Raw genomic sequence first — 19,359 nt, forward strand, 5'->3', positions numbered from 1 at the left:
CATGCGCTGTTGTCGAATGCACGCCTGACCTTCCCACCCACCGAAGTTCTTAGGCATTCGCCCCCCAGCCCAGCGTCGGGCGCCCCTCCCTGGTCCGCGTGACGGGGAAGCCAGCATTCGAGCCGCGAAGACGGCCATTTCACATTGAGGTAACCAAACATGTCAGTTGCATCCGGATACGTCCACATCTCAGTCCGTAACGCCGCGAAGGCAGGACAGCCCTCCGGCCTTCGTCCCGGTTTCGGTCCGCGCCCGTCGCTCGCTCCCTCCGCGTCCGGAAGCAGCTTTCCCGGCCAAGGTTTCGCCCCGCAGGGATACAACCCCACCTCTTACGGCCAGCTCCGCGCCGTGCACCCCGCAGAGTCCGCACCCGTTACTGCCCCTACCCCGGTAGTGGCCGGCCCAAACCCGGTACGCCCGGTAGCCAACGAAAACGTCGCCCGTGGATTCGTCCTCTACATGGGCATTGACGAGGAGACCGCTGCAGCAGCCGGAACCTCCATCGCCAAGCTCGCGCAGGAAATCCGCGCTTACGCCCAGTCGCTGGTCTCCGGTGCCGAAAGCTACGCCGCCGTGGCAGTAGCCCCCGCCGGCACGCCCGGTTCCGCGCTCGACGTCGTCCGTTCCACCTTCGGCGACCCCACGGTCAACTCCCGCCAGCGCGCCGAAACCCCGCGCCCTGCCCAGCCGCAGGAACCGCGCCCCTCCGGCGTGCTTATCGACCTCGCCCGCCGCGAAGTCCACCTCGACGGCGAATCCCTGAACCTCACCTTCAAGGAGTTTGAGCTCCTCAACTACCTCGTCGAAAACGGAACCCGCACCGTGGGCCGCGACGAGCTCCTCGAAGGACTGTGGCGCAACGCCGAAGAAGTGCCCAACGAGCGCACCATCGACGTCCACATCCGCCGCCTCCGCTCCAAGCTGGGCCGGCTCGCCAACACCGTCCGCACCGTCCGCGGCCAGGGCTACCGGTTCTACGAGCACCCGGAAGTTGTCGTCTGGGCCGCTCCTGAGTACTCGATCTAGCTCCTCTCTAACCTCCGCTCGATAGGCGGCACATCCCTCGGCGCCTGCGCTCGTTCCTCACGCAACAACGGCGCTGTCGGGACATGCCGCCTTTCGGCGTTTGTGCAGCCTCTCCGCGCACTGTGCCTCCGCGGCCGCGGGGCGCTGCCTGTGCTTTTGCTCGGGCTAGGCTTGGGCCATGAGTTCGCACCACGTTCGACGCCTTGTGATCATGCGCCACGCCAAGGCTGACTGGCCCGGCGGCGTGGCCGACCACGAGCGGCCGCTCGAAGAACGCGGACACCGGGAGGCGCCGCTGGCCGGGCGCTGGCTGCTCAAGCACAACATCGTCCCGGACTTCATCCTGTGCTCCAGCGCCCTGCGCACCCGGCAGACCTGCACGTGGGTCTGTTCCGAGCTCGGAGACAAGGCACCCACGCCCAAGCTCGAAGACGGCCTGTACGCAGCCTCGGCCCTCCGGATGCTCATCGTTGTCAACCACGTCCCGGACACCGTCACCACGCTCATGCTGATCGCTCACCTGCCCGGCGTGCAGGACCTGGCCATGCACCTTGCCTCACGCGATTCCGACCACGACGCCTACATGGATGCCGCCACCCGCTTTCCCACGAACGCGCTCACCGTCCTGGAGACGGAGAAGCCGTGGGCGGAACTCGACGGTCAGGATGCGCGGATCACGCGGTTTGCGGTGCCCCGGTCGCACTAGCTGCGATCTCGCGCAGCAGCCCCGCGACGTGCCTGATGCCCGGGCTGGCGGTCATGGTCCTGCGATGCACGAGCCCCACCTGCCGCACCTGGACCGGGTTGACCACCGGTATGGCGGCGACGTCCGCAGGCAGCCCCGGCCGGCCCAGGCGGGGTACCAGCGCAACTGCCACTCCCTGCTCCACGAAAGCGATGTGCGTCGCAAAATCGGGATCGTAAACCCTGATATCCGGGACCCGCCCCAGGTCGGCGAAGATCCGCAGGAGGGCTTCATTGCAGATCGCTCCGGCCGGCGTGCTGATCCAGCGCTCGTCGACAAGCTGTGCGGGCGTAACCTCCGTCCGCTGTGCGAGGGGATGCCCGCGGTGGACCAGGACGTCGGCCACGTCCTCGCACAGCCACTCCAGCGTGAGGTGCTCCGGGATTACCAGTGGCACCGAATTCCAGTTGTGCACTAGGCCCAGGTCGGCTTCGCCGTTGGCCACACGCGCCACGGCCTCGCGCGGGTCCTCTGCCAGGACGGAAATATCGAGCGATGCTTCCGACTGCTCAATACGGGCCAGCATCGGGCCCACCAGTCCCCGGCAGGCCGTAGAAAAGGAAACTACGCGAAGACTCCCGCTGGGCTTGGCCGGATCTGCCAGCAGCGTGGACTCCAGCTCCTCCAGCTCGGCCAGGATGCGCCGGCCATAGGCCGCCAGGGCCAGTCCGCGCTCGGTAAGCAGGACCCCGCGGCCGCGGCGTTCCAGGACGGCGAATCCGCCCTCCTTTTCCAACTTCTTCACCTGTTGGGACACCGCTGAGGGGCTGAATCCCATGGCTTCCGCGGCGGCAACCACCGTGCCGTGCTGCTCGATAGCGGCCAGCGCTCGCAAGGACCCAATGTCGATCATGAAGCAAACGTACATGATGAAATACCGAATCACGCGCTGGTGCTTCACTAAGACCTCTGCCAGAGTAGGAGCGTGACCCTCCGCGATTCCCTCCTTGCCGTTCTCGTAGCCCTGCTGTGGGGCCTGAACTTCGTGGCCATCGACATCGGACTCCACGCGGGCGGCCAAGACTTTCCGCCGCTGTTGTTCGTTGCCCTGCGTTTCGTCCTGGTGGTTGTCCCCTGGATCTTCTTTGTCAGGAAGCCCGACGTGAGCTGGAAAGCCATCATCGGAGTCGGTCTCTTCATGAGCGCAGGCCAGTTCGGCCTGCTCTACCTGGCCATGGCGCTCGGCATGCCGGCGGGTCTTGCGTCGCTGGTCCTGCAGGCGCAGGTGCTGCTGACTGTCCTGCTTGCCGCCGGGTTCCTGGGCGAGCGGCCCAGCATGCGCCAGCTGGCGGGTGTTGGGCTGGGCGTCGCAGGCCTCGCCCTCGTGGCCGTGGGACGAAGTGCGGTGGCGCCGCTCCTGCCGCTGGTCATCGTCCTGGCGGCGGCACTGTCCTGGGCGGCCGGAAACGTCATCGCCAGGAAGGCCAAGGCTGCCTCGGGCCTGGGGCTGGTGGTCTGGTCCGGTGCCGTGGTGCCGCTCCCGCTCGGAGCGTTGTCGGTGGTGGTCGACGGGCCGGGCGCGGTGTGGACTTCCCTGTCGAATATTCAGGCGCCAACCATGCTCAGCGCCCTGTACACCGCTGTTTTCGCCTCACTGGTGGGCTACGGAATCTGGAACCGGCTCCTGGCCAGCCACCCGTCGTCGGCCGTTGTTCCGTTCACCTTGCTGGTCCCGGTGGTGGGCATGAGCGCTGCGTGGCTGGTCCTCGCGGAGGTCCCGTCGCCAACAGAGCTGGCCGGTGGCGTGCTCCTCCTGGGCGGCGTGGCGACGGCGGTGCTCACCGGAGCAGGCAGGCGGCGTCAGCGGCGGGAGGCGGAGCCACTGCCGGGCCTGGGTGCAGGCCTGGCCGGGGATGGAGCGGACGACGACGGGCGCTTGGCTCGTGCCGAAGAGCCCCCGGGCGCGGTCCGGGTGACGGAGGTCCGCTGAGAGGCGGAGGCCTGGCTGCCGGCGCGCGGGCCGGCGGGACGCGCTGCCGGAGGACTCCCGCGCCGTGCGGGGGAGGGCCTGCGGGCCGCCGCGGTCCGTGCCCGTGCCGGCCACAGGGCACCCAGGAAGAGGATGCCGAAGGTACCCGCAAGCGCGCAGGCGGCACCCAGGAAATAGTTGTCCGGGTCGTCGGTGGGAAGCGGGGTGCCCAGGAAGGAGGACTGGCCGTCGAACGCCAGCTCCCAGGTGCTGAGGAATGCCAGGGAAAAGCCGAGGGCGAGGGCGGTCGCGGCGCCCGCCGCCAGCAGGGCAAAGCGCCGCCGCCGGACCAGGATCTCGGCCAGCGCGGCGAGGTAGGCCAGCCCCAGGACGCCCAGGAACGCCATGAACACCGGCTCGGCCAGCGTCATGGCAGTGAGCACCAGCAGCCCGGCAGCGATGATGCCGCAGATGACCGCGAGCTTTCCGCTCTTCCCCGTATGGCGCATGTGCTCCATCATCCCCAAGGAGTGGACTCCTTCAGGACGTAGCCGCGCATGATGGCCATGATTGCCGCAACACTTTGGTCACGGGTGCGCTCGGGGTTGTAGGTCTGCCGGTCCAGGCCCACCACGAAGCAGGCACCGAAGATGGCGGTTTCCAGGCTCCCCCTGGACACTGAAACGTCCACGGGGTAGGCCTTGGCCACCCGTTCCACGGCCTGCCCGATCACTTCCAGGAGCTCGCCGCGCAGCACCGAGAAGGTGCCCTGCCACTCGCTGGGAATCCGCCAGTTCTCGCTGACCCACAGGCGGGCGAAGGAAGGGTACTCGGCCATGAAGTCCATGGCCTGGCCGATCATCGCTTCCATGGCCAGCAAGGGATCCCGGTGAGTGCCTTCGCTGCCGGCAGCCTCGAGCAGCTGCGCCTTGAGGATGTCCACGCCGTGCCGGAGCAGCTGCGCGATCAGCTCGGATTTGCTGCCGAAGTTGTAGTACACGGTGCCCTTGGAGACCCCGGCGGCTGCAGCGATTTCATCCACCGTGACGCTTGCCGCGCCGCGCTCGCCGATCAGCTCCATGGAGGCATCGAACAGTTTCTGGCGGGTGGCGTTGGTGCGGGCGGGCCGGAGCCCTTTGGCCGCGGCCGTGGGTTCGGTGCTCATACTGCGATCTCCGGCTTCAGTGTTTTAAGCGTCCAGTATTTGTTCTTGCGCACCGCGAGGGTGGACATGGCCGCCCCCAGCAGGGTGTAGCCCAGCAGGCCCACCAGGGTGGGGGCAATCATGGACTGGTCGCCGCCGTAGATCAGGTGCCGCATTCCGGTCACCACGTACCCCATGGGCAGGACCTGGTGCACCACGTGCAGCGGCTGCGGGGTGGTCTGCCACGGGAACGTGCCGCCGGATGACACCAGCTGCAGGACCAGCAGGATGAGCACCACCAGTTTGCCCGGTGATCCCAGCAGGGCCACCACGCCCTGGATGAGCGCGCTGAAAGCCATGGCGGCGGCCAGCATGAACAGCCACATCAGCACCGGGTGCGCCGGATTCAGTCCCAGCGCCACGTCCACCACCAGGGTCAGCAGCGACGCCTGCACCACGGAGACCAGCAGGAAGGGAAGCCAGCCGCCCAGGGCGATCTTCCATGACGGTGCGTTGGAGGCCAGTGCCCGTTGCGTGATGGGCCGCATGGCCTGGACCAGCATGAAGATCCCGATCCACAGGGCGAGCGTAAGGAAGAACGGGGCGAGCCCGGCGCCGTAGGATCCGGCCTTGGCCTGCGATACGTTGCTGACCGCCACCGGATCGGCCATGACCTGGGACAGGTTGCTCTTCTGGGCATCGTCCGGGTTGGGGACCTGGCCGGCGCCGTTCCCGATCCCGTCGGCGAGCGTGCGGGAGCCTGAGGCAGCCTGGCCCGCGCCGTCGGCCACCTGGGCCGCTCCGGCATCCACCTTGTGTGCGCCGTCCGCAAGGCCGGCGGAGCCGTCGACGGCGGACTGCTCACCGGCTGCCAGCGCGGCGGCGCCCGTGTGCAGCTGGTCAGCCCCTGCCGAGGCCTGCGCGATGGCGTCCTTGAGGGCGGGCATCCCCGCTGACAGCTGGGCGGCGCCAACGCTGACCGCTTCCGAGCCGCTGGCCAGCTGCTGCACCTGGGTGGCGTCCGTCTGGATCTTGCTCTTTGCCGCGGCCACGGGACTGGATGCGGCGGCCGCGTCGAAATCGGCCAGGACCTTGTCCGCCTGCTCCTGCGTCAGGACGCCCGAGGCAACAAGCCTGCTGTTGGACTCCACCACCCGGGAGCGGAGCCCCTGGTCCGCTGCCTCCAGCTGCGCCGCCACGTCCTGGACCTTGGCGTTCAGCTGGGCGTTCCCGGCAGCCACCTGGGCGGCGCCGGACGCGAGCGTCTGCGTATCCGTAGGCAGGGTGGCCGTCTTGTCCTTGAGGACTGACAGGCCGGTGCTGAGCTGCCCCGCGCCGTCGGTCAGCTGGTTGGCGCCGTCGCGCAGCTTCAGCTGGCCGGCGTACAACTGGTCCGCTCCGCTGCTCAGGGCCGAGGTCCCCTCGTGGAGGGTGACCGTTCCGTCCCTGAGGGTGGCCACGCCGTCGGCCAGCTGGGAGGCTCCGTCCGCGGCCTGGACCATTTTGGCGTGGATGGTGCCGAAACCGGTGAGCAGCTGGTTGGCGGTTTCCTCACCCACCTCCTTGGCGACGGTGGAGTGCACGGCAGTCGTCAGCTTGTCCACGATGGTGCTCAGGAGGTAGTTGTTGGCATCGTTCGTGGTCACGTTCAACATGGCCTGGCTGGCGGAATCGAAGCTGCCGGGCGAGACCAGGTTGGCTGAGAAGTCCTTGGGAATCTTCAGTGCGAAGGCATACTGCCCGCTGCTCACTCCTGCGTCAGCTTCCGTGGAGCTGACCACCGGAACCCAGTGGAATACATTGCCTTCCACCAGGCTTTCCGCCACCTTCGTCCCCGCCTCCAGCCGCGTGCCGTCGGCCGTGGTTGCGCCGGTATCCTCGACCACCAGGGCGGCGTCCAGATTGTTGAGGTGACCGTACGGATCCCAGTTCGCGTAGAGGTACACCGCGCCGTAGAGCAGCGGAACCATGGTCAGCGCCAGGATGGTCAGCTTGGGCAGCAGCCCGCCGGTCATGCGCTTGAGTTCGGAGCGGGCCAGCCGCAGGACAGTCACTTGGCGACCTCGGTTTCGAGTGGGGTTTCCTGGTTTTCGGGGTTTTCGGGGTTTTCGGGGTTTTCCGCATCATCCGGGTCCGGCCCGGCTTCCGCCGGGTCGGGGGCGGGCATGGCTGCAGGTGCCGCGTTGCCGATCGCGGCAACCGGCCCGTCCCACGAGCCGGGGACGGCGCTGACTGCCGCCACGACGGCGAGTGGGCGCCCGGCGTCGTACGCCAACTCCTGCAGGCGCGGCAGCCAGGTGAGCATATCTGCGCTGTGGCGGTCCGGAGAATCCACCACCAGCAGGTCCGTGCGGGGATTGGCCAGGGCCAGCGCCGTCAGCAGTTCGAGCCGCCGCCGTGGTTCCAGCTGCTCGGTCCAGAGACCTTCGATGTCCTCGAAACGGTTGACCTTGAGCCATGGGCCGCTGAGCAGCGCCCCCCGGTAGCGGCGGGGTATCAGGGCCAGGTCCTCGGTCACCAGGTCGCGGACACTGAGGTGTTCTTCCGGTTCGTTGACGCCGGGGGAGTTCACCAGGGCGGCGGCCAGGCGGAGCTGCTTGGTCCGGGAACTGTTGTCCCAGCTGACCTGTCCGCCCGAAGCCTTCATCCTCCCGCTGAGCAGGAGGGACAAAGCGGTGCGCTGGTCCTGGCGGTCGCCGGTAACGAGCAGCAGCCCGCCGCGGCCCACCTCCAGCGAGGTTGGCGGAAGCAGCGGGTCCCTGCGTCCTTTGGCCTGGAGCTGGTGTGCTGAGAGCAAGGCGTGCCTTTCACAGAAATGGTCTGCATCAAGGCTAACCGAACTGACTGGTCAGTTCAAATAACGATCATCCCGTACTTTTCCAGCAGCCGCAGCCACACCTCGCTGATGGTGGGGTAGGAGGGGACGGCATGCCAGAGGCGGTCCAGCGGCACCTCGCCCACTACGGCAATCGTGGCTGCGTGCAGCAGTTCCGCCACGTCCGGGCCGGCGAACGTGGCGCCCAGAAGGACCTTGCGGTCTTCATCAACCACCAGCTGGGCCCAGCCTTCATAGTTTTCCGAGTGGAGGGAAGACCCGGCCACCTGGATGGGCAGCTCCACGGAGGACGCGTTGTACCCGTCCTTCCTTGCCGCCTGCAGGGTTCGTCCCACGCTGGCCAGCTCCGGGTCCGTGAAGACGACGCTGGGTACGGCATGCTGGTTGGCCGTCTGGGCCCAGCGGGTCCAGTCGCCGGGAGTGCCCTTGAGCCCACCCTTGGCGCGTGCCGCGATGGCGGCACCAGTGGCGCGTGCCTCGTACTTGCCCTGGTGGGTGAAGAGGTTCTTGCCTGCCGCGTCTCCCACCGCGTAGAGCCAGGGTTCGTCGCCGGGTGTTCCCTGGACCAGTCCGGAGGTGTCGGTGGTGAGGGAAAGGTGCCCGGAGCCGTCCGGCTCGAAGCCGATGCTCTCCAGGCCCAGGCCTTCAAGGGCCGGATGCCTGCCCGTGGAAACCAGGACCTTCTCGGAGGTGACGTCGGTTCCATCGCCCAGGCTGACGGTGAGGGTGCCGTCGTCGTTCCCGCGGATGCGTTTCGTGGCCGTGTTCAGCCGCAGTTCGACACCGTCCGCGCGCAGTCCTGCCGCAACCAGTGCCGCCGCCTCCGTTGGAAAGTTGCCCAGCAGCCCACTGCGAGCCACCAGCGTGACGCTGGAACCCAGGCGGGCGAAGGCCTGGGCCAGCTCGGCGCCGGCCACGCCACCGCCCAAAACCGTCAGGCGCGCGGGAACCTCACGTGCCGATGTGGCTTCCCGGGTTCCCCATACCTGCACATCCTCAAGGCCCTCGATAGGCGGAGTGTTGGGGGTTGAGCCCGTGGCGAGGACCACGGCATGCCGCGCCCGCAGCAGGTGCCGGCTGCCGTCCAGGCCTGCCACCTCCACCGCCTTGGGCCCGGTCAGCCAGGCATGGCCGCGCACCAGCTCGATGCCGGTGTCCGCCACCCACGCCACCTGGCTGTCATCCTGCCAGTTGGAGGTGAAGTAGTTGCGGCGTTCCAGGACTGCGGTGGCGTCCAGGGTGCGGGTGACTGCCTCCCTGGCGCCCGGCGTTGTCTGTGCCCCGTGCAGCGCGGTGCCGGGCCGGAGGAGCGCCTTCGACGGCATGCAGGCCCAGTAGGAGCATTCACCCCCCACCAGTTCCGCTTCCACGAGTACGGCGGTGAGCCCGCCCTCCACGACGCGGCCTGCCGCGTTTTCCCCTACGGCGCCTGCGCCGATGACAACAACATCAAATTCGCGCTCAGTGGCGTCGGGCATCATGTGCAAAGCCTAGCCCGCGATGAGGGGCCCGACGGCACAAAAAAGGTCCGCACCGGCGAACCGGTGCGGACCTTGTTGGTGCGCCCAAAGGGATTCGAACCCCTGACCTTCTGTTCCGTAGACAGACGCTCTATCCAGCTGAGCTATGGGCGCATTCCGTGTCCCGGGAGGAGAACCGCTCTCCCTGAACCTCGAATTACTTTACGCGAGCAGGGCCCGTAGTGCCAAATCGGAAGGACTGTAATCTCGACAACTAGACCGGTATAGGTGACCTTTGTCACTTAATCGGGGTTTTCGCAGCGATAATTCCTTGAATTTCCGCGGAATTCACTTTTGGTGACCGCAGATGTCAGGCAAGCTCCCCAAAAACTCCACTGGTCCGGACCATAGCATTTAGCTCACACCGATGAACCCGAGGAAGGGAACTGCAATGGGCGATCTGGCGCAGAAGCCGCTGCTTGAGAAAGCACCCACCACACATGCCGGCCTGCTGGCATGGGTCGAAGAGGTTGCTGAGCTTACGCAGCCGGACCGCATCTACTGGGTTGACGGGTCCGAAGAGGAAAACACCCGCCTTACCGACGAGCTGGTCGCCGCCGGCACCTTGACCCGGCTGAACCAGGATCTCTTCCCGAACTCCTTCGCCGCGTTCTCGGATCCCGCTGACGTTGCCCGCGTCGAGGAACAGACCTTCATCTGCTCGGAAAACAAGCGTGACGCCGGCTTCACCAATAACTGGATGGAACCGCGGGAGATGAAGGACAAGCTGCGCGGCCTGTTCGCCGGCTCCATGCGCGGCCGCACCATGTACGTCATCCCGTTCGTTATGGGCCACCTCGACGCCGAGGACCCCAAGTTCGGCGTCGAGATCACGGACAGCGCCTACGTTGTCGCCTCCATGCGCATCATGGCAAACATCGGCACCGAGGTCCTGGACAAGATCACGGCCACCAATGCCTTCTTCGTTCCGGCCCTGCACTCCCTCGGCGCCCCGCTGGCCCCGGGCCAGGATGACGTGCCGTGGCCCTGCAACCCGGACAAGTGGATTGTCCACTTCCCCGAAGAACGGTCCATCTGGTCCTTCGGCTCCGGCTATGGCGGAAACGCGCTGCTGGGCAAGAAGTGCTACGCCCTGCGCATCGCCTCGGTCATGGCACGTGACGAAGGCTGGCTGGCGGAGCACATGCTCATTCTCAAGCTCACCTCGCCGGAGAAGAAGTCGTACTACATGTCCGCAGCCTTCCCCTCGGCCTGCGGCAAGACCAACCTTGCCCTGCTCGACCCCACCATTGAAGGCTGGGAAGTCGAAACCCTTGGCGATGACATCACCTGGATGCGGATCGGCAAGGAAGGCGAGCTGCGCGCCACCAACCCGGAGGCCGGCCTCTTCGGCGTAGCCCCCGGCACCGGCTGGGGCACCAACCCCAATGCCATGCGCGCCATTGCCAAGGGCCACAGCATCTTCACCAACGTGGCATTGACCGACGACGGCGGTGTCTGGTGGGAGGGCATGACGGACGAGGTTCCGGCGCACCTGACCGACTGGCAAGGCAACTCCTGGACGCCGGATTCTGACAAGCCGGCTGCCCACCCGAACTCCCGGTTCTGCACCCCGATCTCGCAGATCGACATGCTGGCCGAGGAGTACTACAGCCCGGAAGGCGTGGAGCTCTCAGCCATCCTGTTCGGCGGCCGCCGCAAGACCACCGTTCCGCTGGTCACCGAGGCCCGCAGTTGGACCAACGGTATTTTTATGGGTTCCACCCTCTCGTCCGAGACCACGGCCGCTGCCGCCGGACAGGTCGGCGTGCTGCGCCGCGACCCGATGGCCATGCTGCCCTTCATCGGTTACGACGCCGGCGACTACCTGAAGCACTGGATCAGCGTCTCCGGCAAGGCCAACCCCGAACGCCTGCCGCACATCTTCCTCGTGAACTGGTTCCGCCGCACCGCCGACGGCGGCTTCGCCTGGCCCGGCTTCGGCGACAACGCCAGGGTCCTGAAGTGGGCCATCGAGCGGATCGAGGGCAAGGCTGACGCCATCGAAACTCCGATCGGTTTTGTTCCGACGGGCCACTCGCTGGACCTCACCGGCCTGGATCTGACCCACGCCCACGTGGAGGACGCTGTCCGCGTGGACCGCGCGGAGTGGGACGCCGAGCTGGCCTCCATCGAGGAATGGTACGCCCAGTTCGGGGATTCACTCCCGGATGCCCTGCGCGCCGAGCTCGAGTCCCTCAAGGAACGCATGGCTGAGCACAGCTAGCCAGCTGGGGACAAACAGACACAACGACGGCGGCCCCGCACCTTTTCGAAAAGGTGCGGGGCCGCCGTTGTTCCCCACCGGTTCCCTAGCCCCGCAAGCTCGGCCAGGGAACCCTGCCGGCGTGGGCCCACCCATCTGTTGCTCCGTACTAGCCGTTCTCAGCCCTCAAAAGGACCGTTACGGAGCAATCGATTTAGCTGGCGAGCCAGATGTCCGGGCCGAAGACCTCATAGTGGATCCGGGTGGACGGAATGCCCGCGTTGATGGCCTCGTTGCGGATGTTCTTCATGAACGGCAGGGGGCCGCACAGGTACAGGGAAGCATCGGCCGGAAGGTCCACTTCGCGCAGGGACATGAACCCTTCCCTGGCGCCGTCCACCGGCTTTTCCAGCCAGAGCTGCAACTCGGCACCGTCCAGGCGCTCCACGTCGTCCGTCATCTGGCTGCGCAGCGCCCAGCTGTCCAGGGTGCTTTCGGCATGCAGTACCAGGACCTGCCGGTCGGAGCCGGACTCGGCGAGGGAGCGGAGGATGGAGGCGGTAGGGGTGCAGCCGATGCCGGCGGAGGCAAGAACCACGGGGCCGTCGCCCTCCTTGAGCGTGATCTCGCCGTAGGGATTGGAGATCTCGACGACTTCACCCACCTGGACAGTGTGGTGCAGGACAGGGGAGACCTCCCCGCCGTCGTCCAGCTTGGTGGTGAAGGTGCGGCTGGTGCCGGCATCGCCGGAAAGGGAGTACTGGCGGACCTGGCGCAGCCCGTCAGGGAGGGCCACCTTGACGCTGATGTACTGTCCGGGCAGGGCCGGGGTCACCGGGGTGCCGTCGGCGGGCTCCAGGGTGAAGGTCATGGACCCGGTTCCTGCCGGTGCCTTGGCCGCCACCCGCCAGGGCATCCACATCCTGTCATTGGCCTGTGCGGCGTAGAGGCCCTTTTCGAGCTTGATCAGGGCGTCCGCCATCAGCCAGTACACCTCGGTCCAGGCTTCGGCGATCGCAGGCGTGATGACCTCGGCCAGGTCCTCGGCGATCGCCGCGAAAAGGTGCCCGTAGACCACCTGGTACTGCGGTTCCGTGATGCCCAGCGAGGCGTGCCGGTGCGCGATGCGCGAAAGGACGGTTTCCGGCAGCGTGCCGGGGTTGTTTACCAGGTGGGTGGCGAAGGCGGCGATGCTCCCGGCCAGGGCCTGCTGCTGGTTGCCGGAGCGCTGGTTGGAGCGGCTGAACAGGCCATCCATCAGTTCAGGATGCGCCGCGAACAGGCGGGCGTAGAACTTGGGGGTGATTGATCCGATCCTGGAGCCGACCAGCGGCAGGGTGGCCTCAATGACCGGGCGGGACTTGTCCGAGAGCATGCAAACTCCTGAGATTGTGGCCGGGGCCTTCGTCCGGCCGGAAGAAAACTCATATTTGAAATACGAGTATTTCTGCCTCAGTTCTACACCTTGTAGAAGTTTGAAACAAACCGGGAGCGGGCACCCGGATAGGGGGTCAAAGCCCCGGGCGCAGGCCGATCATCTGGAAGACCGGTGCCATCTGCCGCTCCTGGGGAAGGTCCGCGATGACCACGGAATCCAGTTCCGCGTAGAAGGCCTCGCGGGCGCGGGCCAGGGCGCCGCGGAGTTTGCACTCATTGATGAGGGGGCAGTTGCCGGCGGGCGCCACGCATTCAGCAGGATCCGTACGGGTATCAAGCTGCCGCAGGATCTGGCCGACGGTGGCCATGCGGCCCGCGTGGCTGAGCCGTGAACCACCGGAGCGGCCACGGACAACGTCAATCAGGCCCATGCTCCGCAGTTTCGCCATGGCCTTGCTGACGTGGTTGTAGGGCGTGCCCACCGAGTCCGCGATGCTCTGGGTGGTGAGCAGCGTGCCGTCCGGAACGGCGGCGAGCACCATGAGTGCGCGCAGGCTGACGTCGGCGAAGGCATTGATCTTCATGGCTGCAGGTCCGGTCTAGTCCACCCAGATAGCGGGCTCGCTGGCGTCCGCGCCGAGTTCGCCGAATTCCCAGGACTGGGTGGTTGCGTTGGCCGCGTAAGGCAGCACGGCCGCAAAAAGGGAACCGTCCCGGTGCTCGGCGGCCACATGGATGGCGTCCGAGTCCTCCTCCACCAGCAGGATGTCGCAGACCACGGCGGCGGCGCGGAAGTCGTCCCGGTTCTGGCGGAGGAGGGCCTGCAGGTCGTGGATCATGGCGTCCGCGTCGAAGTCCCCGTCCGTACCTTCCGCGGCATCCGCCGGCGAGACGGCAACCAGCCGCACCTCGCCGTCGTTCTGGACCGTCAGGGCGAAGGGCAGGAAGCCGCCGTTGCGCTGGAGCTGCTCCTGGGCCGCGCTGACGCCCGTGCCCAGGAGATTCTCCAGATCAGTTGCCGTGGCCTCGGGGACGGAATCGCGCCAGCTTTCCTGCCCGCTGTTTCTGTCCGCTGCCTGTCCCGTGTGGTCAGTCATCCGCTGCTAGGCCCGCACCAGGGACAGGACCCGGTCCCGGATGCGTTCCATGGTGGTCCGGTCCGTTGCCTCGGCGTTGAGCCGCAGGAACGGTTCGGTGTTGGAGGGGCGCAGGTTGAACCAGTAGCTGCCGTCGTTGGCGGTGAACGTGCTGCCGTCCAGGTTGTCGATGGTCAGGTCCTCGTCCTCGAATGCCTGGCGCACCCGCTCCACCGCAGCCGGCTTGTCCTCCACCTCGGAGTTGATCTCGCCGGAGCTGACATAGGGCTCGTATTCCCGGGCCAGTTCGGAGAGCGGACCGTCCTGCTCGCCGAGGGCTGCCAGGACGTGCATGGCCGCCAGCATGCCGGTGTCCGCGTTCCAGAAGTCGCGGAAATAGAAGTGGGCGGAGTGTTCGCCGCCGAACACTGCGCCTTCCTTGGCCATGACTGCCTTGATGAAGGAGTGGCCAACGCGCGTGCGGACGGCCCGTCCGCCGTCGTGCTCCACCAGTTCGGCGACGGCGCGGGAGGTGAGCAGGTTGTGGATGATGGCTGGCTTTTCCTCGCCCTGGGCCCTGGCGCGGGCGATCTCGCGGCGTGCCACCATGCCGGTGATGGCCGACGGCGAGACGGGCTCGCCCTTCTCATCGATGACAAAGCAGCGGTCGGCGTCGCCGTCGAAGGCCAAGCCGATGTCCGCCCCATGTTCGATGACCGCGGCCTGCAGGTCGCGGAGGTTTTCCGGCTCCAACGGGTTGGCCGGGTGGTTGGGGAACGAACCGTCCAGCTCGAAATACAGGGGAACGATGTCGAAAGGCAGCTTGGGCAGTAGGGCGTCACCGAGGACGGCCGGGGTGGTCATGCCGGCCATGCCGTTGCCGGCGTCCACCACCACCTTCAGGGGGCGGGACGCGGAAAGGTCAACGAGCTTGCGGAGGTACTCGGAGTAATCCTTCAGCACGTCGCGGACGCTGATGAGGCCACGGGTGCCGGTTGCGGGAATGGACCCGGAGTTGAGGTACTGCTCCGCGAGGGCCTGGATCTCCTTGAGGCCGGTTTCGGAGGAGATGGGGACGGCGCCCGCCTTCGCCATCTTGATGCCGTTGTATTCGGCAGGGTTGTGGCTGGCGGTGAACGTGGCCCCGGCGCGGTTGAGGAACCCGCAGGCAAAGTACAGCTCGTCGGTGGAGATCAGGTCCAGCAGCTCCACATTGGCGCCGCGGGCTGCCGCCCCGTTGGCGAAGGCCTTGGTGAACTCGGGCGAGGACGGACGCATGTCCCCGCCCACCACGATGGTCTGTCCTTCGAGCTGCAGCACATCCACGAACGAGGCCCCCACGGCTTCGACGATTTCGGCGGTGATCGACTCGCCCACAATCCCACGGACGTCGTAGGCCTTGAAGGATGCCGAAAGGTCAAATTTCGTTGTCTGTTCGCTAGTCACGGGCTTTATCTTACGTGGGCGGTGCCCACGGCCAATGTGCTTTGGGGAGCACTTTCGTAACAGGTCCGCCCTTGCGCCCGCTTTCCACATAGCGGCCCAGGGCTGTGCAGGCTGTCGGAGGGTGCTGGGATACTGAATCAATGGCCGATAACCAGTGCACGTCCACAGTCTCCGCTACCGCCGTTGCAGACAAGGCAGGCCCCGGCGCGCCCGGCACCGCCACGCACGCTGAAGCGCTTGAGGTCCTGCGCGGCCTGGTGGGGAACCTGGAAGCGGTCTTCCACGACGGGCAGTTTGAGGCCATCGAGGCATTGGTCGACGGCGGGCGGCGGGCCCTGGTGGTCCAGCGCACCGGCTGGGGCAAGTCCGCGGTGTACTTCGTGGCCTCTCTGCTGCTGCGGCGCCGGGGTGCCGGGCCCACGCTGATCGTCTCGCCGCTGCTTGCCCTGATGCGCGACCAGGTCGCCGCCGCCGCCCGGGCCGGGGTGCGCGCCGTCGCCATCAACTCAGCCAACCAGCTGGAATGGGACGCAGTGCGTGGGCAGCTGGCCGCCGATGAGGTGGACGTGCTCCTCGTTTCCCCGGAGCGGCTGACCAATCCCGCGTTCCGGGAGACCCAGCTGCCCGAACTCCTCCGGCGGACCGGCCTGCTGGTCATCGATGAAGCCCACTGTATTTCCGACTGGGGCCACGACTTCCGCCCCGACTACCGGCGGATCGCGGACCTCATCACCCGGCTGCCGGATTCGGTCCCGGTCCTGGCCACCACGGCCACGGCCAACTCACGCGTGGTGCACGATATCGAAGAGCAGCTCGGCGAGGGGGTCCTGACCATCCGCGGTTCGCTGGGCCGTGATTCGCTGCGGCTTGGGGTCCTGTCGCTCCCGGACTCCAAAGAGCGGCTGGGCTGGCTGCTGACCCACCTGGCCGATCTCCCCGGCAGTGGGATCATTTACACCCTTACCGTATCCGCGGCCGAGGACACCGCCCGCCTGTTGTCAGAGGCCGGGCACAATGTGCTGGCCTACACCGGGCGGACCGATCCCGCGGACCGCGAGCGGGCCGAGCAGCTGCTGAAGGACAACCAGGTCAAGGCGCTGGTGGCCACGTCCGCCCTGGGGATGGGCTTCGACAAGCCCGATCTTGGCTTCGTGGTCCACCTTGGCGCGCCGTCCTCGCCAGTGGCCTACTACCAGCAGGTGGGACGCGCCGGCCGTGGTGCCGCCAACGCCGACGTCCTGCTGCTCCCCGGAGCGGAGGACCGGGACATCTGGCAGTACTTCGCCACGGCGTCCATGCCCTCGGAGGAGAAGGCCGGGGCGGTGCTGACTGCCCTGGCCGAGGCTGGAACCGCCCTGTCAACGGTGGCGCTGGAAGCCAGGGTGGACCTTCGCCGCACGCCGCTTGAGCTGCTGCTGAAGGTGTTGTCAGTGGACGGGGCGGTGGAACGGGTCGGCGGCGGCTGGCGGTCCACCGGCCAGCCCTGGGTTTACGACGCCGAACGCTACCGCCGCATCGCCGAGGCGCGGGTGGACGAACAGGACTCCATGGTGATCTACCAGGACACCGCAGGCTGCCGGATGGAGTACATCACCTCGGTCCTGGACGATGAGACGGCCCGTCCCTGCGGGCGGTGCGACAACTGCGCGGGCCGGTGGTTCCCGGCGGACGTTGCAGCCGATGCCACAGCAGCGGCCGGCCAGACCTTGAGCCGGGCGGGCGGCGTCCTTGAACCGCGCCTTCAGTGGCCCAGCGGCATGGACCGGCTGGGAGTACCGGTGAAAGGAAAGCTCAAGCCGGGAGAGGGCCTTTCGGAGGGGCGTGTCCTGGCCCGGCTGACCGACCTGGGGTGGGGCGGCGCCTTGCGGGAGCTGTTTGCGGCCGGCGCGGAGGACCGGCCGGTGGACCCCGGGATGCTCCAGGCATGCGTTCAGGTCCTGCGCGAATGGGGAGCCGGTGATGGCCGGATTCCTGGGTGGAGCGGGGCGGGTAGGCCGGCCGCCATCGTGGGTATGCCGTCCCGCAGCAAACCGCAGCTGGTGGGGTCGCTGGCCCGGGGGATCTCCGATATCGGGCGCATCCCCTACCTTGGCGAGCTGCAGCTGGCGCACGGCGGTCCCACCGGCGGCCGGGGCGGAAACAGCGCCTACCGGCTGGCGGGGGTATGGGACCGACTGGTGGTGGGACCGGAGCTCGAAGCCGCACTGCAGTCCGTGCAGGGCCAGGCCGTCATGCTGATCGACGACCTTGCCGACAGCCGGTGGACCCTTACCGTCGCGGGGCGCGCCCTTCGGCAGGCCGGGGCGGGAGCGGTGCTTCCCCTGGTTCTGGCCCAGGCCGGCTGACGGCAGCCCCCGCATGGCGGGGGAGCAGGATGCTGTCCGCGGTGCTGGCCAGCATCAGGACGGCCATCGCCACGAATGCGCCGCGGAAGGGCCCTGCCGGGTCCTGCGGTCCGAGGGTCAGCCCGTCAAAGGTCCGGATGAGCAGGGCTGCCACCGCGATCCCCGAGCCGGTGCCGAGCTGGACCAGGGTGGCTGAAACCGTGTTGGCGGACGTCAGCTGCGCCGGGGGGATGTCGGCGTACTGCACGGAGGCATAAGCCGAGAAACCGATGGAGCGGAAGGCTCCGCTGCACACCAGCAGGACCACCATCAACGCTTCGGGGGTCTCCGGCGTCAGGAGGGCGCAGAGGGCGAAAGTCACGGCGGACGCCAGCGAGGCGGACACCAGCATCGCCTTGAAACCAAACTTCCGGATCAGCGGGGTGGTGGCCGGCTTGATACCGATGTTTCCGACGAACACGGCCGCCACCAGGGCGCCAGCATGCAGCGGGGACCAGCCGAACCCGGTCTGGAACATCAGCGGCAGCAGGAACGGGACCGAACTGATGGTGACCCGGTACACGAACCCGCCGGTGGCCATGGCCCGGAAGGTCCGGGTATGGAAGACCTGCAGGTTGAACAGCGGATGGGGAGTCCGGCGCATCCAGAACACGGCCCCTGCCAATGCTGCAACCCCGGCCGCGGCGCTGATCCCGGCCCAAGGCAGTTCCGGGTGGCTGCTGGCAAGCTCCAGGCCGGCCACCAGCGCACCCACCCCCACCGTGGTCATGACCATCCCCGGCCAGTCCAGCCGCCGGCCAGGATCCCCGGGAGCCGGGGGAACCAGGCGCAGGGCGGCCACAAACGCAGCCGCACCCAGGGGAATGTTCACCAGGAAGATCCAGTGCCAGGACAGGTACGTAGTGAGCGCCCCGCCCACCAGCGGAGCGAGGACCGGTGCCAGGAGCCCGGGCCACACCAGGAACGCGGTGGCACGCAACAACTCGGATTTCGGCGTTCCGCGCAGGACCACCAGGGTTCCCACCGGAACCATCATGGCGCCGCCGGCACCCTGGGCGATGCGGCTGAGCGTCAGTGTGGTCAGATCCTGGCTGAGGGCGCAGGCCAGGGAAGCGAGCGTGAAGATGGCGATAGCCGAGCAGAAGACCCGCCTGGCGCCGAACCGTTCCGCCAGCCACCCGCTGATGGGGATGCCGACCGCCACCGTCAACAGGTACGCGGTCATTGTGATGTTGACGTCGGCGGCGGGAACGGCCAAGTCCGCCGAAATACTCGGAATGGCCGTCGTGAGGACCGTGCCGTCCAGGAATTCCATGAAAAACGTTGCCGCCACCAGAAGTGCCAGGCGCGGATTCCATGCCGCCCGGGCGACGTCCGGTTGGTTTGGGTTGCTGCGTTCCGCCATGCGCTAATCCTGCCACCGCGGCAGAGGCGGCGCCCTTCCCGTCCGCTTCTCGGACAGCGCGTTCCAGGAAGGGGCGAGGGTCCTGCGGCGGGGGCAGCCCGGGCCATGCGTCGGTTCCGGGAACGCAAAAGGCCCCGGTCCGGGGACCGGGGCCAAACGCGGAGACGGGGGGATTTGAACCCCCTTGCAGGAGCATCGCTGGAAAGCGCATCCCACTTGCAAATAAAGGGAAGTAGGCCGATTACTGCCGAGTATTCAAAACCGCAGAAACCGCTTCATTGGGGGCTATTCGACTGTGAATCCCCCCATTGGGGGGGACAAAAA

General features: G+C 67.3%; 15 protein-coding genes and 1 tRNA gene. 5 read left to right on the plus strand and 11 right to left on the minus strand.

What is annotated here, in order from left to right:
• Positions 1–159: 159 nt before the first annotated feature.
• The gene (locus Q9R31_RS18265; protein ID WP_311264129.1) at positions 160–1,026 is read left to right on the plus strand and encodes a winged helix-turn-helix domain-containing protein; all 867 of its coding nucleotides are present in this window, start codon (positions 160–162) and stop codon (positions 1,024–1,026) included.
• A 178-nt stretch (positions 1,027–1,204) separates the two neighbouring features.
• Positions 1,205–1,732, plus strand: coding sequence for a histidine phosphatase family protein (locus tag Q9R31_RS18270; protein WP_311264130.1), 528 nt, complete (start codon positions 1,205–1,207; stop codon positions 1,730–1,732).
• Here Q9R31_RS18270 and Q9R31_RS18275 read toward each other — a convergent pair.
• The gene (locus Q9R31_RS18275; RefSeq protein ID WP_311264131.1) at positions 1,701–2,624 is read right to left on the minus strand and encodes a LysR family transcriptional regulator; all 924 of its coding nucleotides are present in this window, start codon (positions 2,622–2,624) and stop codon (positions 1,701–1,703) included. The two genes, Q9R31_RS18270 and Q9R31_RS18275, sit on opposite strands and share 32 nt — an antisense overlap.
• Positions 2,625–2,696: 72 nt before the next feature.
• On the opposite strand from Q9R31_RS18275, the gene Q9R31_RS18280 reads away from it, so the two are divergent.
• Positions 2,697–3,701 (plus strand): EamA family transporter, encoded by a 1,005-nt coding sequence (locus Q9R31_RS18280; protein ID WP_311264132.1) that lies wholly within the window; start codon positions 2,697–2,699, stop codon positions 3,699–3,701.
• A gap of 496 nt (positions 3,702–4,197) precedes the next feature.
• On the opposite strand, the gene Q9R31_RS18285 is transcribed toward Q9R31_RS18280, so the two are convergent.
• From Q9R31_RS18285 to Q9R31_RS18305, 5 genes are all read right to left on the minus strand, one after another.
• Positions 4,198–4,845, minus strand: coding sequence for a TetR/AcrR family transcriptional regulator (locus tag Q9R31_RS18285; protein WP_311264133.1), 648 nt, complete (start codon positions 4,843–4,845; stop codon positions 4,198–4,200).
• On the minus strand, positions 4,842–6,878 hold the full coding sequence (locus tag Q9R31_RS18290; RefSeq protein ID WP_311264134.1) for a YhgE/Pip domain-containing protein: 2,037 nt from the start codon (positions 6,876–6,878) through the stop codon (positions 4,842–4,844). Before Q9R31_RS18290 ends, Q9R31_RS18285 begins: the two co-directional genes overlap by 4 nt.
• Entirely contained in the window at positions 6,875–7,621 is a 747-nt protein-coding gene (locus tag Q9R31_RS18295; RefSeq protein WP_311264135.1) for an ABC transporter ATP-binding protein, read from the minus strand. The genes Q9R31_RS18290 and Q9R31_RS18295 overlap by 4 nt, the downstream gene beginning before the upstream one ends.
• 56 nt (positions 7,622–7,677) lie before the next feature.
• Positions 7,678–9,141 carry an NAD(P)/FAD-dependent oxidoreductase gene (locus Q9R31_RS18300; RefSeq protein WP_311264136.1) on the minus strand — a complete coding sequence of 488 codons (1,464 nt, stop codon included), beginning with the start codon at positions 9,139–9,141 and terminating at the stop codon, positions 7,678–7,680.
• Between the two features lie 76 nt (positions 9,142–9,217).
• A tRNA-Arg gene (locus tag Q9R31_RS18305) sits at positions 9,218–9,294 on the minus strand.
• Between the two features lie 277 nt (positions 9,295–9,571).
• Between Q9R31_RS18305 and Q9R31_RS18310 the strand changes: the two genes are divergently transcribed.
• Positions 9,572–11,407, plus strand: coding sequence for a phosphoenolpyruvate carboxykinase (GTP) (locus Q9R31_RS18310; RefSeq protein ID WP_311264137.1), 1,836 nt, complete (start codon positions 9,572–9,574; stop codon positions 11,405–11,407).
• 193 nt (positions 11,408–11,600) lie between these two features.
• Here Q9R31_RS18310 and Q9R31_RS18315 read toward each other — a convergent pair whose 3' ends face one another.
• From Q9R31_RS18315 to Q9R31_RS18330, 4 genes are all read right to left on the minus strand, one after another.
• The gene (locus Q9R31_RS18315; protein ID WP_311264138.1) at positions 11,601–12,761 is read right to left on the minus strand and encodes a globin domain-containing protein; all 1,161 of its coding nucleotides are present in this window, start codon (positions 12,759–12,761) and stop codon (positions 11,601–11,603) included.
• A 136-nt stretch (positions 12,762–12,897) separates the two neighbouring features.
• Positions 12,898–13,347 (minus strand): Rrf2 family transcriptional regulator, encoded by a 450-nt coding sequence (locus Q9R31_RS18320; protein WP_311264139.1) that lies wholly within the window; start codon positions 13,345–13,347, stop codon positions 12,898–12,900.
• A gap of 15 nt (positions 13,348–13,362) precedes the next feature.
• Positions 13,363–13,860 carry a hypothetical protein gene (locus tag Q9R31_RS18325; RefSeq protein WP_311264140.1) on the minus strand — a complete coding sequence of 166 codons (498 nt, stop codon included), beginning with the start codon at positions 13,858–13,860 and terminating at the stop codon, positions 13,363–13,365.
• A 6-nt stretch (positions 13,861–13,866) separates the two neighbouring features.
• Positions 13,867–15,285, minus strand: a complete 1,419-nt coding sequence (locus Q9R31_RS18330; RefSeq protein ID WP_311264141.1) for a phosphomannomutase/phosphoglucomutase — start codon at positions 15,283–15,285, stop codon at positions 13,867–13,869.
• Positions 15,286–15,425: 140 nt separating this feature from the next.
• Between Q9R31_RS18330 and Q9R31_RS18335 the strand changes: the two genes are divergently transcribed.
• On the plus strand, positions 15,426–17,630 hold the full coding sequence (locus tag Q9R31_RS18335) for a RecQ family ATP-dependent DNA helicase (protein ID WP_311264142.1): 2,205 nt from the start codon (positions 15,426–15,428) through the stop codon (positions 17,628–17,630).
• Here the strand turns inward: Q9R31_RS18335 and Q9R31_RS18340 are convergent.
• Positions 17,554–19,035, minus strand: coding sequence for an MFS transporter (locus Q9R31_RS18340; protein WP_311264143.1), 1,482 nt, complete (start codon positions 19,033–19,035; stop codon positions 17,554–17,556). The two genes, Q9R31_RS18335 and Q9R31_RS18340, sit on opposite strands and share 77 nt — an antisense overlap.
• Positions 19,036–19,359: the final 324 nt, after the last annotated feature.

The sequence above is a fragment of the Pseudarthrobacter sp. BRE9 genome, from assembly GCF_031844305.1.
Classification (GTDB): domain Bacteria; phylum Actinomycetota; class Actinomycetes; order Actinomycetales; family Micrococcaceae; genus Arthrobacter.